This is a genomic window from Dehalobacter sp. TeCB1, from assembly GCF_001707455.1.
Classification (GTDB): domain Bacteria; phylum Bacillota; class Desulfitobacteriia; order Desulfitobacteriales; family Syntrophobotulaceae; genus Dehalobacter; species Dehalobacter restrictus.
In genome coordinates this window covers 1-16,293 of the sequence record NZ_MCHF01000050.1, presented here as the reverse complement: position 1 = coordinate 16,293, position 16,293 = coordinate 1, and the positions used below count along the sequence as shown (strand labels likewise).

Below are 16,293 nucleotides of genomic sequence, written 5' to 3'. Positions count from 1 at the left end.
CTCCATATAATCTGAATCGGCTATTTTTAACAGGTACTATACCTGTTATTCCCAGTATTTTGACAGACTCAATGAAACCCCACTATATTTACTCTGTCAAAGGTTGCATTTACTTTGACCGCTCACCTTTTAAATGTTAAGCATCGCAAAAAACAAAGGTTAGCAGGATTTCCCTGCCAACAAAGATAGTGTATAGTATTCATAGTATTGATTGTTTAGAAAGGATGACGCCTGTGTACGATAATATTCTTGAGACCATTGGCCATACTCCGCTGGTCCGGATTAACAGATTAAATCCGAAGCCGCACGTTGCGCTGTATGCAAAACTGGAGGGCTTTAATCCGACTGGAAGCATCAAAGACCGCATTGCCTTAAAAATGATCGAGCAAGCCGAAGCGTGTGGCTCGCTTGTCCCCGGCAAGACCATTATTGAACCGACTTCCGGAAACACAGGGATTGGCCTCGCCATGATCGGTGCCGTCAAAGGATATAAGGTAGAAATCGTGATGAGCGAAGCCGTATCTCTGGAGCGCCGCAAAATGATTGAAGCTTTTGGTGCCAGGACAATCCTGACCGACCCATCCGAGGGAACTGACGGAGCGATCCGCAAAGCACACGAGCTCTGCAGGATGTATCCAGAGAAATATTTTATGCCAAACCAATTCTCAAACGAGTACAATAAGCTCGCCCATTATTATACGACTGCGCATGAAATATGGGAGGAGACCCACGGAAAAGTCACTCACTACGTTTCCGCACTTGGTACCTCAGGGACGCTCATGGGTGTTGGCATGGGTCTTAAGGACAAGAATCCTGCGGTTCAAATTATTGAAGCCCACCCTGAAAAGGGCCATTATATTCAGGGTCTTAAAAACATGGAAGAGGCTATTGTACCGGAAATCTATGATCCCAGCAAGATAGACCGGACAGTCATGATTGAATCTGAGGCCGCTTTTGCCATGGCCAGAGCCATCGTTCTCCAGGAAGGCATCTTTGTCGGGATGAGCAGCGGAGCCGCAATGATTGCAGCTTTGGAATGCATCAAAGATATTGAGGAAGGATTGATCGTGGTCCTGTTTGCCGATCGCGGGGAAAAATATCTGAGTACGAATCTATTTAATTTAGCTGAATAAGCAGCAGATATAGGATGTTTGAACCAACACAGCACATGCCTAAGTGTATCAATATATTGTCAAGCGATCAGTTGTGAATCTTCGATACGACAAAATTTCTAAATTTAAAAAATTGTATACGTGTACAATTTCTTGGATTAATGAAATAAAATGATCATCTTTTACGGTATTATCCCTTGCCACGTAGTATTATGGGGTAATACCGATATTATATTGTCTGGTTCTTGAACTGCGTGTCATACAGTTTTTTATAGATCCCGTCCCGTAACAATAAGTCCGCATGTTTTCCTACTTCTGCGATCCGTCCTTTTTCCACGACAAGGATCTGGTCGGCCGCCAGTACCGTGGAAAGCCTGTGGGCAATAATAAAACTTGTCTTCCCTTTCAGCAGCGGAACCATTGCTTTTTGAATGTACAGCTCCGACACCGAATCCAGGGAAGAAGTTGCTTCATCAAAGATAATGATCCGGGGGGTTTTTAAGATGACGCGGGCGATCGAGATCCGCTGCTTCTCCCCTCCTGACAGCTTGATGCCTCTGTTCCCAACCACTGTTTGGTATTTGTCCGGCAGCGTCATGATAAAATCATGGATATAAGCCGCTCTGCAGGCTTCTATCATTTCATCTACCGTGGCATCTTCCCGGGCGTATTTTAGATTTTCTTCAATTGTATCATTAAATAAATAAGGCTCCTGCATCACAATGCCAATTTGTCTGCGCAGTGACTGAAGTGTTAGGTCCCTGATATCTTCTCCGTCAATTTTGACACAGCCGTTCACAACATCGTACAGTCTTGGGATCAGATTGGTAATGGTTGTCTTCCCTGCCCCGCTCGGACCGACCAGCGCGACCATGGTTCCGGACGCAACGGAAAAGTTGATATCCCGAAGAACGGGTATTTTACGGTCATACGAAAAAGAAACGTGTTCAAAGTCAACTTGACCGACAGCCGAGACGATTGTTTTCGCTTTGTCACGGTCCACAATCTCGATCGGCTGATCAAAATAGTCAAAGATCCGCTGAAACAAAGCGAACGAACGGACAACGCTGATATGGATATTTGACAGCTGGGCTGCAGGGGTATAAAGCCTGGCCAACAGCGCTACAAAAGCCACAATTTCCCCGACGGTGATTTCACCCTGCATATAGAGGTAGCCGCCAAAAAAATAGATGAACATCGGCCCGATAAAGGTAAAAATGCTGATGGTCATCGTAAACCATTGCCCGGCTAAAGACTCTTTCATCCGCAGACGGGATTCTTCCCGATTGACTTTTTCGAATTTCGTATAATCCGCTTGTTCTTTTGTAAAAATTTTCATCAAGATCGAACCGCTGATGCTGAACGTCTCCTGTAAGATCTGGTTCACTTCATCGACCTTGGTCTGGGTCTGGGATACAATCTTCCATCTGACTTTGCCGACCTTGCGCGTCGGTATGACAAAAAGCGGAATGATCACGATGCCGACCATCGCCAGCTTCCAGTTCATCGAGATCAGTGCTGCAGCCGTGGCGACAAGCGTCAGGGTACTATTAAGCGTATTGATGATCGTGCTGTTCAGCATTTCCTGGACGCCATTGATATCGCTGTTCATCCGCGTGATGATTTCACCCGGTTTGACCGTCGAGAAAAAACGCAGGGACATATGCTGGATATGGTCAAACATCTGGTTTTTCATCTTATAGATAATATTGCGAGCAATCAGGGTTTTGAGATAATTCTGTCCAACCATCAACAAACCGCTTAAGACAACTGCCCCGATGGCCACCACCATCAGAATCGTCAGGTACTTCATATCATGCTGAGGCAGAGCCTCATCTAAAATACTCCGGGTCGCTAAAGGCGGTACGAGTCCAAGCAGCGCTGAAATGACCAGGGACAGGATGATCACAACGGTTTGTTTCCAGTACGGAATAAAGTACCGGAAGATTCTGGCCAGCATTTTGCCTGTAATATTCGGCATCTCCACTGAATCATCTATAAAACGAACCCTGCCAAGACCCATGTTACCACCCACCCTTCCGATTAATTCTCTATGGGTAGATTAGCACGACTTGGCAGGATTGAAAAGTCCTTAACAAATCTCCTAATACCAGTATTGCGTATACCCGTCCCAATTATCAAATGACATATAGAATGAGTCTCCGTAGTACATTCCACCGCTGAACGCATTCGAGCCATACCTTGTTTGAAGGTCATTCAGCATAGCCTCCAGCCACACAAGATAAGCATTGAAATGATTATCCAGCACGTCGGATTCAGCAGAATCTGTCTCAGGGGTAACCGTAAATACGATAAATGCACTTCCATCATGGGAAGTATCGGTATTACCCTGATAGGTAGTCACGGTAACGGCATATTTTATTGTTTGGCCTGCAATCACGTTTGTGCCGTAGGCATCCTGAATATAAGAAGCCATATTGGAAAAGACACTGTAAATGGCCGGGAGAATTTCCGGCAGCGTTTTATTAATATTCTCCGAGAGCATTGGTCTTAACAGGTTAATCGGAACTGCAAAGTTTAAGTTCTGGCCGCCATAATACACAGCAGCAGTGATACCAATAACTTTCCCCTGATCATCCACCAGCGCCCCGCCGCTTGAACCGGAACTGATCGGAGCAGAAATCTGAATATATGTCGTTCCGTTAATATCTCTGGATTTTGTGCTGATTAAACCGTTAGATATAGTATCCTCCAATCCAAACGGGTTGCCGATCGCATAGATATTATCCCCTGTTTCAATCAGGCTGGAATCACCGAGGGAGACAGCAGTCAATCCTGTCGCACTAATTTTAAGTATGGCCAGATCGGTTGTTTCGTTATAGCTTAAGACCTTTTGGACATCATAGGTTATTCCTGCAGCTGTTTTTACTTTCGCGCTGTACGAACCTTTAATGACATGATAGTTCGTCGCGACTTTGCCGCTGGAATCAACAATAAACCCGCTGCCGCTCCCCAAAGCATTCCCGCTGCTATCATAGGTCTCAATGTAAACGATAGAAGGGCTGACCTTGGCAAAGATCTCTTTGGCGGTTAAGGTCCCTCCCGTTTCAATCCCAAGGTAACTGTTGACCAGGGATGATGAAATTGCAGCTTCCCCACCAAGTATATTCAGCTGTGTAATACTGGAGCTTAGGGCTGATAAGTAATTATTAATGCGGCTGTCCGATGTTTTTCCGGTCAAGATGATCGGTGAGCTCAATTTGGCGGCATAGGATGAGCCTGCCAAGGCATCGGCAAAATTATTACCGGTTGCTAAAAATGTATTGTCAAAGGCATATTCGGACTCAAAAGCTTTCAAAACCGCTAGATTTGTTGCGTAGCGATCGGTGCCTTGAATGCGTGTCGGGCTTGGAAGCGCGTTGACGACTGAATCATTGATCTCAGCAGTATTACCGATCACATAGGTTTGCTGAATACTGTTGTTTGCTACATATTGTTTCAGACTTTCACTGACCGTACTCTTGTCCACCAGGATCATTGGAATTTGTTTTTTGCCGGCGTAGGATGAAACCGAAAGCGCATTCGGATAATCACCCCCGGGAGCGACGACAAGCATTCCGGATGTATTACCGATACGCTTAGCTATCTCAACCGAGGTATAATATCTGTCGCTTCCGGACAGTCGGGTAACTAAGATTCCCATCGACTTCAGCTGGGCTTCAACAGCCGTAGAAACGACAGCTGTTCCACCGACAATATAGACATTCTTTGTGCCGAGCGCAGTCAGCGTGGACTTCGTAACTGCTGTTAGACTGTCTTTTTCCGTCAGTAAGATCGGAGCATTATACTTGGCCGCCAGAGGGGTTGAGGCCAAGGCATCGGGAAAGTTACTTCCGCAGGCGATAATCGCCCACTGTGAACCTCCGGACCAACCTTCTTTGGCAATATTAGCGGCAGTGGTATATCGTGTATCCCCAGAAATCCGATGCGTAGAGATCGCGGATAATGCCAAAGCATCAGGGACAAATGCGCCCAGACATAAGATTAAAGTCAACGATACAAAAATGCATCGCTTTGCGTACATTTTCACTTTTTATCTCCTTTCACCTTACAGCTGATTATATCCTTACATAATCCTCTATATGAAAGTGATTCTACCGTTATATTATATCATACCATTATTTACCGAAAAATAACGATCATAATTCTTTTTTTAAGCAGAAAATATGCAAAGAAATTTTGCGAGCATACCTGTGAGGCTCAAAAGGTTATCGGCTTAAACCGGAAGCCCAATGGATGGGATGAATCAAGATATAAAACGGGCCGGCGCTGCTTTCTTCGAGTTTTGGGTAAGGAAATGGTTCCCAGATACCGCCTGAATCGCTCATATAAGTGAAGTGTTGGATTATGGGTCCATAGGCAGTACCGATAATACCATAATTGTGCGGATCTTCCCCGGCCATAATTGCCTGATAATTCGTAACGCCAAGCCTAATATTCTCTTCTGCCCCGTGGGAAGCAATGGTATATACTTTTCCAAATTGCTGTCGGAAATGAGCAATTTCCGACTTTAATCGTCTTTGCAACTCTTGTTTGACAGCCGGCGTTATATCCTGCGCAGATTTGAGATGATATTGCAGGGAATAATCCGCCAAAGTCTCGTAATGCAGCCCAACTTCATGTCCTAGCGCCCTTACTTCTTTGAGAACTTCAGGATCAGCGGTGCCCCAACGAAAATAATAGGTACTTTTGACTCCTCTGAGATGTTCAATCTTTGCCATAGCTAAGGCATCCTCAGCGGATACATCCACATCATGCCTTAAAACAATAGTTTTCTTGGTAATCGGAACATGGTTATAGTAATCCATAACCCTTATAGGTTTGTAGCCAAGTAAGATAATTTCATCTAGAAATCCTTCATAGTTTTTTTGGTCCACCGGCAATATGATCTGTTTAATCGAAGCAGTTTCTGGCCGAAGTGTTAAATAGCGTATTGAGCTCACATGTCCGGGGTTTTTCGCCACAACCACATATTTTCCTGCTGAAAGCCTTTTCTTAACCGGTGTTTTGCCAATGTACGTGTTATTGACATAGATTGGGATTCCCTGCGTCGTCGAATCGGTCTTGATGTCAAGATAATAGCTATCCAAGCCTGTTTGAACCGTAATTTCTTGGGCTTTCTCATCCAAAGTCACAATAGCCCCTATCTTTTCTAAATAATCACGGAAATAGAAAATAGTGTCCTGACTGAATAAGTGATTCGGAGTATGAAATTTAATGATATTAACTGGGATGAATAATTTTCCGGCCATTAGAACAACTGCCAGCAAAAGTATGCCAACGATGGCTATCTGGGACTGTCGTGTAACGTTTAATTTCATATTCGCAGCTTTCCCCTGTCGTTCTTAAAAATATGTACCTGTCCATTTCTCAGAAAAAACATATGGCTTAAGACAAAATCATTTGTGAATTATCTTACAATATGATAATACGTATTATTTTTCATTATGTAAATATAAACTTTTCGGCTTCTAAAATAGGTTGACTGTATGATGCTGTGGAAAATTAACGAGCAGAACTTTATAATAAATACAACCAATTATTTGATTTGAGGTAGTTATGAACAGAAAATCTTATGTTACCCGCATGCCTGATAAGACAGGAGCTTTCCTGCTCGCTTCCAAAATCATTGCCAAATACTGTGGCAATATTGTCCGCGTGAGCTACAATAAAGCGGTCGATCTTCACATGCTTTTTCTGGATGTTGAGGCAACAGCAGAAAACCATCAAAAGATCGCCAAAGAACTTGAAACAGTCGGCTACTTGAAAAATGAAATTTCTGAAACACGTGTCATTGAGGTCAATATCAAAATCCCGGATCAGCCTGGTGCCGTACTGCCTGTGCTGAAAATCCTGGATCTCTATAATATTAATATTTCGTATTTGAACTCGAGTGCCAACGGTACACCCTATCAGGATTTCAAAATGGGCCTGCTGATCGAAAATCCGGATATGATTAAAATGTTGCTCGATGATATCAGCGTAGTTTATCAGATTGATATCATCGAATATGACGATTTTGAAAAGAATTTGGACAATACGATTTTCTATATCCGCCTGGCGAATGAAATGCAGCATATCCTTTCCTTAAGCACAGAGCAAACCATGGAATTCATCTCTGAATCCAACCGAATCCTCCAGATGCTGCAGGAAACCGGTGAGAGCCCCAAAAAAGTCTTTGGCTATATCCGTCGTTTTGCGTATTTTATCAGCAAGTACCGCGGCAGCCATTTCAGCGCCGACATCGATCAGGTCCAGATTAGCGAACAGGTCACACTGTACAGCATTCAGCCGCCCTGTGGCAGCAACACCTATGTGCTTGCTTCAGCTGAAGAACTTGTTTTGGTTGATACCGGCTATGCAATCTATGCCGAAGAAATGTTCAAGATATTCAAGGTACTTTTCCCGGCCTGGGATACGCTGATTAAACGCGTCTTTATCACCCATGCCGATGTCGATCACTGCGGCCTGCTCTCCAAACTGGAAGGCATACGTATCGGCTTAAACCAAAAGAGTGCCGACAGTCTACGATGCCAAGCCGCCGGAATGCCCGACTACCGTGAAAACAGTGATCTGGGCTGGGGCTACAGCAAGCTCAGCCGGATCATCTCCGGCTATTCCCCGCCAAATCCCGGGCAGTTCGAGGTACTCGACGCCGACTCCCCGACCCCGGCACCCGAAGAACACCAAGAACTGATCCCTATCGCGAAATTCACCGTTGCGGATCTGAAATTTCAGGTTTTCGAAGGCAGCGGTGGCCATCTTTACGGTGAGATGATCTTTGTCTGCGAAGAATACGGTCTGGCATTTACCGGAGATAACCTCGTGAATATCAGCGGCTTCTCCGAGGAAAGAGCCGCGTTCAATTCCCTGGCACCTTACCTGATGCGGAGTGTGAACATCGACTCGCCAAAAGCAACCGAGATGCGCAGACAGATCATGAAGCTGCTGGGAGAATTAGAAGACAAAAATAAAAAGCCCTGCCTTGTCTGCTGTGGGCATGGACCCTTATCGGCACTGGAAAACGGGGAGCTTAAGGCTCTACAAAAGGCCAGGTTAAAACAGCCTCTAACTTGGTATTCACGCCAAATTTCAGGAGGATAATATTGATTCGTTCACTGAGAACACGAATCGACACGCCTAAAATGGAAGCTATCTCCTTATTGGACAACCTCTTGGTCAATAATCTCATGATTTCCTTTTCTTCAGGAGTTAATATATTTTTAAGAATTTCCACAGGCTTGACTGGAAAGTGCATTTCATCAATATCTATCTGAATTTTTGGAAAGGCTAAAGGACTTTGAAAAAAGTACGTTCTGCCATCCATGACCTTTAGAATGGCCTGGACCACTTCCCGGATATGCAAATCCTTTATGATTACCCCCTGGGCCCCTTTACTCTTTGCTGCAATGACATACCCTTCCTGATTAAATTCAGTCATCAAAATGATTTTTACTGTGGGCGCAATTCGTTGGATTTGTTCGATCAAAGAGATTCCGTTGCTATCATTCAGATGGATATCCAGCAATACGACATCAGGCGGAGATTGACGGACAAAATCAAGGCATTCTTCCCCATTTTTTACAATCCCAACTGTTTCAATTTGCGGCTCCATGGAAAAAAGGAATTTGGTATTCTCCGCAAAAGGCCCGTGACTGTCAACAATTAAAACTTTAACGTTCATTTAACCCACCTAACTATCTCAATTTTTGAAATATATCAACGAATTACTCCGTCAATCGCAGTATTTCTTGAAACGCAATATTTTACATGAATTTCGCCAGTGCTATCCAAAACTCACCCTATCATAACTCGCTGGGTCTATGCCCTTACATTCCTTCGTTCTGTTTATGGATAAAAGCGGAGATAGCGTTTAAGCTTTAATGCTGGGTCATGCCCTAATGGAGGTGATCTCCTTATCTCCGCTTTATCGGCGTGATTTCATGTTTCTTGCTTTGCTGTAACATAGCCACTTGCCTTGTCGGATGTCATGGGCGGCGCAGCCGTTTATATACCCTTGACATCTAGCACGTAACCAAAACCCTTGTAATGGGCTGTTTAAGCCGTATTTAGGCTTAAGCAGCTTGACTGCCAATTTGGTTCTTTCTGTATTCCCCAAGCACTAATTCTGCCTTGTATTCGGTTTGCTTTTTTACCAGATTGTATATTACTGTTATTACTTTTTTGGAAATAACAACAAGTGCTTGCTTCTTCTTAAGCGGATTGGTTTCACGCGTTTTCAGGTATTGGTAAAGTTCTTTCATTTCTTTGTTTACCGCAACCATTGTCATGTCCATCAGGTATAAAATACTCCTTAAGTTTTTTCTTCCGCGCTTGGAGATTGCTGTTCCGCTTCTACTCTTGCCAGAGCTGTCTTCAACAAGGTTGTATCCGGCCATTTTGCTTATCTGACGCGGATGGTTAAATCTCATCGGATCGCCTATCTCGCCTAAAAAACTTGCTGCGGTGACCACGCCTATGCCGGGGATGCTGAGAATTATTTCGCCGATTCCTGTCGCAGCCAGGGCCAGTTCCATTGTGTTTTCCACTTGTTCGAGCTGCTTTGTTAATAATTCCAATTCCTCAATCATCAACTCTAATTTCAACTTTGACGACGCTGTTCCATAACTCACGCCTATGGAGTTTTGGGCTGCTTCTACAAGTTGCTGAGCCTTCTTCCTGCCTACTGTCTTTTTGACGACTTTCTTTATCTCGACAAGTACTCCCTCAACTCCCAATTCAAGTATCAGCGAAGGGAATGGACAGGTCTTTAATATCTGCATGGACGCTTTCCCATTTAATGGACTTTTGAATACGAGTTTCATTTCAGGAAAGTATTCATCCATGACTGCTGTTATGGTATTTTTTAAAGCGTTATGCCGCTTCATCAGGCTGATCCTGGCGTTTGCCAACACTCTTAGTTCCGCGAATATATCCTGAGGCATATATACTTCGTAATACCTGCCGTCACGCACAAGTTTCGCTATAGTTAGAGCGTCTTTCTTATCACTCTTGGTCTGGCTGTTGTCATCCAGCTCTTTGGCCTTTTTGGTGTGATAGGGATTAACCATGACTACTTTTACTTCATGCATCAACAGATAGTTAGCCAGCGGCTTCCAGTAGTGCCCTGTGGGTTCCATTCCTACGATTACGTCGTCAAGTCTTTTGTTCTTGCAAATCACTTCAATGCTTGCTAAGATAGTTTCGAAGCCGGTTTTATCGTTCTGGAATTTCAGGGCTTTACCCAATTCTATGCCCCGATAATCTACGAACCGGGCCCACTGCGTTTCTTTGGCAATGTCGACTCCTACTATCAGTGTTTTAGGTGTTATTGCTTCTAGTTTTTGATTGTTACGGTTCTTCATCTGTTTACATCCCCCTGATTCTCTGTGATTTTTGTGCGTTTGTCAGGCACACATAAAATCATAGCAGGGGGTTGTTTATTTCTCAAAGATCATTTTCATTCATTACAGGAATGCTTCAATTGTATCTTAATATACCGGAATCGTAGCTTTAAGCGTTGTACCTCTCTGAAAGCCGGAACTGATCAGCATTTGTCCCCCTAGGCTCTCAATACGTTCTTTCATGATTGCTAAACCGAAATGTGCCCCGCCTAACGATCCTTTTTCAAGTTGATCAGGATCGAAACCTTGTCCATTATCCTTCACCGTTAATTCTAATTTATCTCCACTTAGTTCAACACGGACTGTCTGCTTCTTTGAACCGGAATAACGCAGTGAATTGATTATTGCTTTTTGTATAAAGCGGTAAGCGGCTATTTCGACGTCTTCTGAAAAATGATCATTTAACTCAATACCTTCTGTTTCCAGTATGATGAAATTTGGTTCCTTCAGCATAATATCCTGAAACAGCGATTGTATGGCAGGAATTAAACCCAAATCCGATAAAACTGGCGGACGCAAATTGTGAACCGTTTGATTCAGATCATAGTTCAGATCATTGATTTGATTTCTGATCCAGGAAACCACCTGTTGGGTCGTATCATCACCGAGATTTTCTTTTTCCAATATTTTCAGCAGGCGGCTGATATCCAGAACACTCTGTACCGGGCCATCCAATATTTCTTTGGACAAACTTCCTTTGCCTCGTTCAATCATTCGGATTAAGGAATTGGTAATACACTGAAGTTCCCGGTTTCTTTTTTGCGAGCTCCAGGATGTTAGCGTCAAGGCATTAATATCCTTGGTCAAGTTGTCGATAATCAGCAGCATCAGCACTTCGTAGGCCAGCTGACCGGCAAGCAAAGTAAGAAAAGGTAATTCAGACTTTTCAAATTTAATATGGGAATAGCGGTGCCCAAAGAAAATGCCGCAAGTGGAATTTTGGGAAACAAACGGCACAAAAATCTCAGCGGGACAATCATCCGAAAGAAATCTTGCTTCCAAATCTTGTTTTTGGTTTCGACTAAAATACGCTTCTAATTCGGACTGTTCTTGACGGTTTTTTCTAAACCGGCCGACCGCTTTTCTCAAACAGCCGGTCTGTTCATTTTCAACAATGATGAACACCCCGTCAATTCCTAACGTTTTGACAGCTTCTTCAAAAACATGGTCTTCAGAGATAAGGGAGGTCATGCTTTTGTTTAACTCCGCAACCCTTTGTTTCAAGCCGATATTTGTTTGGAAAAAGCTAAGCCTTTCCAATAATTTGCTGATAATTAGCCGAATAAAATAAAGACAAACAAAAAACAGCAGGGATAGGAAAAACGCAGATAAATAAAATTCGATATTAATAGTATTGATAATTTTACAAAAGTAAAGAACGTACAAGGCAATTAAACTAATAAAAATTATTGTAAGGAAATTGGTAATTATTATTTTATACAACCTTCGGCTGTCCGGCAAATACTTGTTAACAATCGCATAATATAAAGAGACTGGCACGGCAGAAACAAAGATGGTACTAATCTCAGTGTAACCCAGCTTGTGCATATTAAAAATTGTTGGAAGGGCTATTAATACTACGCTCGGTGAAAAACCAATCACCATTCCGGTTAGGACAATCCCTGCTTCATTTTTTTCCGGCCGGTCTTTGTGTAGCCTCATGACTTGGACTAGGTTCCATACCGAAATAAGAATTCCGATAAGCATATTGGACAATGCCAGTTTTCTGATAAAACTCGCAAGATGGACTAACCCCAAAGACTGTAGGACAGTCAGGATAAGAATAATCGCAGATAGAATAACAGCGATTTTACAGCTGTATGTATTGATCCAATTTTTATTGAGAACAGGAAAAATGGAAAAAAAAGCAATCAACAATACAGGTGCTGCCGAAAACGCTATATACTCCAATTCTTTAGCGAAAAACAGACAACGGCCGGAAGCGTAGGTAAGAAGAATCACCAAGCCAAACAACCATAGCAGCCAGAATAAAGTACGGGCCTGTCGCAGAAAAGGGCGTTTAATCCAGGTCAAAAAACCTAAAAGCCAAAAAATGAACCCTAAAAGAAACGTAGGGCTTTCGCTCATAACTGTGAGTAAATCAAAGTGTTTGGGTATTATAATCTCCAGAGCTGAAAGTTCACCCTGCTTACAAAATTCAATCGAGGAAGTGCCTTCCATTAGATTCCATTTTTGAACTATATCGTATTCCCCTGGGTCCCCCCCGTTAATTTTCAGGATCTGGTCCCCCAGCTCAATACCGGAGCGATAGCCTTCTCCGTGGGTATCGCAAAATGTTATCAGCCATTGACCATTGACGTTCTCTAAATTTAGCCCAATGTAAGGTTGCTGTAGGCAAGCAGAAAAATAAACCAGCCCCAACACAATAAAGACGATACTCGCAATATAATAAATTTGCCGGTTAATGAATCTACCCCACAAGATTGATCATCTTCTCCTTCTGTTTTTCCGGAACAGGAATGGTCTCTAGAATTTCCCGAGCTTTTTGACGGTAAATTTCAAACATTACGGAGCAGTACTGGGCAACCCCTTCTTCGGTAGCTATCTGCTTTAACAGATGTTTTTCTTTATCTCTAAACGCTTGTGATTCTCCGGTGTAACATTGTGTTAAACGCTTAAACTGTCCGGCTGTTTCACCCTTGAGTGTATGACATAAATACACATACGGCAGGGTTTTCTTATTGCTAACAAAATCTTTCTTTTTTTCAAAATCCAGAAAATCATTGAGATCGTTACGGATTTGGTTCATAATCCCGAAGTTGAGACCAAACTTGGCCATGGACTCTGCAAGCGTTTCCGTGGCATTTCCAAGGATGGCCCCAATTTTACAAGCACAAGCAGTTATACTGCCGGACTTTTGCCTTACCATATCAAAGTATTGTTCCAGCGATACCCGCTGGCTGTCAGTATAGAGAAACTCCAGGAACTGCCCGTTACTGGCCGTGGTTCCCATACGCTGCAGCGCTGTGCAGACTTCCCTGTAAATCCTATCATCCGGTATTGCGGCTATAGCCTCAAAACTCAGCATTAAAAGACAATTGGCCAAGTTAATGGCATTGGCCTCAGGGATCTGACGCCAGGGCAAATCATCATGATCCTTGTCCTGTATATCATCAAAAATATCCGCTGCCAGGGCAAATAACTCCATACTTATGGCCCCTGGCAGCGCAGTCTCCGTATCCCCGCCTATACACTCACAGCACATACTGGTCAAATGAGCCCACCTAAACAACTCACCCGTTGGGCTGTCGGCATTTAGCGAAGCTTGGATTATTCGGCCCATTTCCAAACACAGTCCGGATGACCTTAAGATTCTTACAATTTCGGCATCAATAACTTGATCGGGCTGAAGGATCATGGCTTATTACCACGTCTCAAGGATACCAACTTCAATTGCCACAGTACCCCCGGATACTTCGCATCGGGAAAAAACATTTTGTATGACAGAGAGCTCACTGGTTTTTACAGCATTTTTACCATACTTGTCATCCTTGGTCATTAAATTCTTGGGATTTTTGACACATTCATGAACCAAATTAGCAATACCTTCATAGTTCATCTTAAAAAACCCCTTTCATAATAAAAAAATTTACCGTTTGTCTTACTGAAAGTAGTCTTTAGTCAAAGTTCTCATTCATTTCTGGTACATTTCCCTCAGCTTGATCAATTATAAGGAGAATTCTTCAAATAGCGCCAGATTCCTTCAGCGAATAATAGAATGTTTTGTCGAATTTTACATTTTATCCCATACAGTTCAAAAAATAAAAGCCCTGCCCCGACTGCGGTGGGCATGGGCCTCCTAAAACTCATCATAGGAATTGCAAAAAAATACTTGTAAAAATGTATATATTGGGAATACTAATCTCAAACATTTATAAAGAGGTAGTACGAAAGATGAAATACGATAAACCAACTTTAGCTATGTTTATGGGAGCTTTATCCACGATTCCCTATGAAATCGTGACAAGAATCCTCATGACTTTTGGGTTTGCCAAGTATAGTGTATATCAGCTTACTAGCTTTATGATAACATTGGACAGGCCTAATGCTATCCTGGGAGCGATATATTCCATCATATTAGGTTGTGTATTATCTCTTGTTTTTTACTACGCACTTAAATTCTTAAATCATGACTATTTTATAGTCAAAAGTATTGGCATTAGTTTATTAAACTGGTTAACATTAGAAGTCATTTTCATGTGGCTTATTGAAGGGCGTAACTTTATTCCGCCTAGACCGATCAATGATTATTATTCAGAAATGATCGGTTCAATTGTGTTTGGGATTACGCTAGGACTACTGTTTCGCTATTATTTATTTAAAGGTTATAAGAAAAGCACATCATAGGAACATTTTGCAATCACATTTGCAAAAAATCTTCAATACATAGCATCACCTGTTCAGCCGTCGGACTTAGAAGGATCAAATGACCGCCTTTTGGGAAATACCTAATCTTTTTCTTGTCCGACGACACATGTTTATTGATATAATCCACACTCTTTCTTCTTACAGTATCATCATCTTCAGCCTGAATAATTAGGATTGGACAATTTATTTCCTTTAATTTTGGCTTTGTTTGGTGTAGTAATAACAAAAATTGGATCATAGACAAAAACGGTGAGATCTTTTTTGCTTGTAAATATCTCTTGATATGGTTAGGCTTCTTGTTCTTCATATCATCCGCAATATTACGAAACACTTGGTATATATTCCAATAAAAGATGGGGGTATTGATTGTCACAATACCCTTAATATCATGTTTACAAGCAAGATTAAATGCAATCAGCCCTCCCATGGAGAACCCTATCAGCAGAATTTCTTCCCCAATTTCTTTCAATCTTAAAAGTTCACGTTCAGCAGAATCTATCCAGTCCATGTAAGTTGATTTTTTCATTTCATGTCTGGTTGTTGAATGGCCTTTTAATATAGGACAAACAACATCATAACCAAGAGCAGTCAAATATTCGGCCAAAGGCTTCACTTCGTGTACCCCGCCACCAAACCCATGAATGATTAGGCATTTCGTTTTCTTATTATCCATAGAGCTCACCTATCATTGCCCCTATTTTTACCTGTCACATTTATGATATATATCGATATCTTTATTATGTTCCAAAATTATAAGAAAATCATCACAGTAATCTTGAAGCGATACAGAGTAACCATTATTTTTTATATTTCTCTTTTTTAGCGATCGTTCCTCTTCAATCTTATATAAACTTGCAGAAAAATACCCGCCGGTTCAAAACCCGCGGGCATCTTTGGAATTCCGGGAACTACTCTACTCTTACGGCGGTTCCGGAAGTGCTGACCATCAGCATGCTGCCGTTGGCTCTTAATCCAGGTCGATGCCGACTACGGCATTAGCTCCCATCTGGAACGCCCGGTCTTCCATTTCTCGCAAGGCGATATTGCGGGCTTCCTGCAGTTTCTCTTCATAGGTGCCGGAACGACCGCCGATCACATCGGTGATACTCGCAAAAATATCGCGGACAATATTGGCTCCCATAATGGCTTCTCCGGTAATCACCCCGTAATATTCGGTGATCCTGCGTCCTTCTACGGACGGTGTCGTTGTTAAAATCATGTTGGTTTCCTCCATTAAGTTAATAACTCAACTTTCCCACCCTGTCGGGTAGGTTGAAACCTTGAAAGTCTTTGAAAGTATGGTTAAATACAACAAGGAAACCACCAAATCTGGTATAATGAGAATAACCACAAACCCAATAATACCA

The 16,293-nt window shown here is 42.6% G+C and carries 13 protein-coding genes; 3 read left to right on the top strand and 10 right to left on the bottom strand.

Going from position 1 to position 16,293, the window contains the following annotated elements; genetic code table 11:
• Positions 1 to 233: 233 nt before the first annotated feature.
• Positions 234 to 1,133, top strand: a complete 900-nt coding sequence (locus A7D23_RS11345) for a cysteine synthase family protein (protein WP_019226867.1) — start codon at positions 234 to 236, stop codon at positions 1,131 to 1,133.
• Positions 1,134 to 1,341: 208 nt separating this feature from the next.
• On the opposite strand, the gene A7D23_RS11340 is transcribed toward A7D23_RS11345, so the two are convergent.
• From A7D23_RS11340 to A7D23_RS11330, 3 genes are all read right to left on the bottom strand, one after another.
• Positions 1,342 to 3,135: an ABC transporter ATP-binding protein gene (locus A7D23_RS11340; RefSeq protein ID WP_025205688.1), complete on the bottom strand. Its 1,794-nt coding sequence runs from the start codon at positions 3,133 to 3,135 to the stop codon at positions 1,342 to 1,344.
• Positions 3,136 to 3,216: 81 nt separating this feature from the next.
• The gene (locus A7D23_RS11335) at positions 3,217 to 5,157 is read right to left on the bottom strand and encodes a cell wall-binding repeat-containing protein (RefSeq protein ID WP_242837085.1); all 1,941 of its coding nucleotides are present in this window, start codon (positions 5,155 to 5,157) and stop codon (positions 3,217 to 3,219) included.
• Positions 5,158 to 5,341: 184 nt separating this feature from the next.
• Positions 5,342 to 6,454, bottom strand: a complete 1,113-nt coding sequence (locus A7D23_RS11330) for a PEGA domain-containing protein (protein WP_019226864.1) — start codon at positions 6,452 to 6,454, stop codon at positions 5,342 to 5,344.
• 238 nt (positions 6,455 to 6,692) lie between these two features.
• Between A7D23_RS11330 and A7D23_RS11325 the strand changes: the two genes are divergently transcribed.
• Complete coding sequence (locus A7D23_RS11325; RefSeq protein WP_019226863.1) at positions 6,693 to 8,237, top strand: MBL fold metallo-hydrolase; 1,545 nt, start codon at positions 6,693 to 6,695, stop codon at positions 8,235 to 8,237.
• Here the strand turns inward: A7D23_RS11325 and A7D23_RS11320 are convergent.
• The 5 genes from A7D23_RS11320 to A7D23_RS11300 all read right to left on the bottom strand — a co-directional run bounded on the left by A7D23_RS11320 (position 8,167) and on the right by A7D23_RS11300 (position 14,117).
• On the bottom strand, positions 8,167 to 8,817 hold the full coding sequence (locus tag A7D23_RS11320; protein ID WP_019226862.1) for a response regulator transcription factor: 651 nt from the start codon (positions 8,815 to 8,817) through the stop codon (positions 8,167 to 8,169). The two genes, A7D23_RS11325 and A7D23_RS11320, sit on opposite strands and share 71 nt — an antisense overlap.
• A 391-nt stretch (positions 8,818 to 9,208) precedes the next feature.
• Positions 9,209 to 10,498 (bottom strand): IS110 family transposase, encoded by a 1,290-nt coding sequence (locus A7D23_RS11315; RefSeq protein WP_019226861.1) that lies wholly within the window; start codon positions 10,496 to 10,498, stop codon positions 9,209 to 9,211.
• A 126-nt stretch (positions 10,499 to 10,624) separates the two neighbouring features.
• Complete coding sequence (locus tag A7D23_RS11310) at positions 10,625 to 12,979, bottom strand: ATP-binding protein (RefSeq protein ID WP_019226860.1); 2,355 nt, start codon at positions 12,977 to 12,979, stop codon at positions 10,625 to 10,627.
• Positions 12,969 to 13,916, bottom strand: coding sequence for a polyprenyl synthetase family protein (locus A7D23_RS11305; protein ID WP_019226859.1), 948 nt, complete (start codon positions 13,914 to 13,916; stop codon positions 12,969 to 12,971). Before A7D23_RS11305 ends, A7D23_RS11310 begins: the two co-directional genes overlap by 11 nt.
• A gap of 6 nt (positions 13,917 to 13,922) precedes the next feature.
• A complete protein-coding gene (locus A7D23_RS11300; protein WP_019226858.1) occupies positions 13,923 to 14,117 on the bottom strand; it encodes a hypothetical protein in 195 nt (64 codons plus the stop codon).
• A gap of 335 nt (positions 14,118 to 14,452) precedes the next feature.
• On the opposite strand from A7D23_RS11300, the gene A7D23_RS11295 reads away from it, so the two are divergent.
• Positions 14,453 to 14,905: a hypothetical protein gene (locus A7D23_RS11295; protein WP_019226856.1), complete on the top strand. Its 453-nt coding sequence runs from the start codon at positions 14,453 to 14,455 to the stop codon at positions 14,903 to 14,905.
• Between the two features lie 13 nt (positions 14,906 to 14,918).
• On the opposite strand, the gene A7D23_RS11290 is transcribed toward A7D23_RS11295, so the two are convergent.
• Complete coding sequence (locus A7D23_RS11290; protein WP_019226855.1) at positions 14,919 to 15,599, bottom strand: alpha/beta fold hydrolase; 681 nt, start codon at positions 15,597 to 15,599, stop codon at positions 14,919 to 14,921.
• Positions 15,600 to 15,893: 294 nt separating this feature from the next.
• Positions 15,894 to 16,145, bottom strand: a complete 252-nt coding sequence (locus tag A7D23_RS11285; RefSeq protein ID WP_051008302.1) for a heavy metal-binding domain-containing protein — start codon at positions 16,143 to 16,145, stop codon at positions 15,894 to 15,896.
• Positions 16,146 to 16,293: the final 148 nt, after the last annotated feature.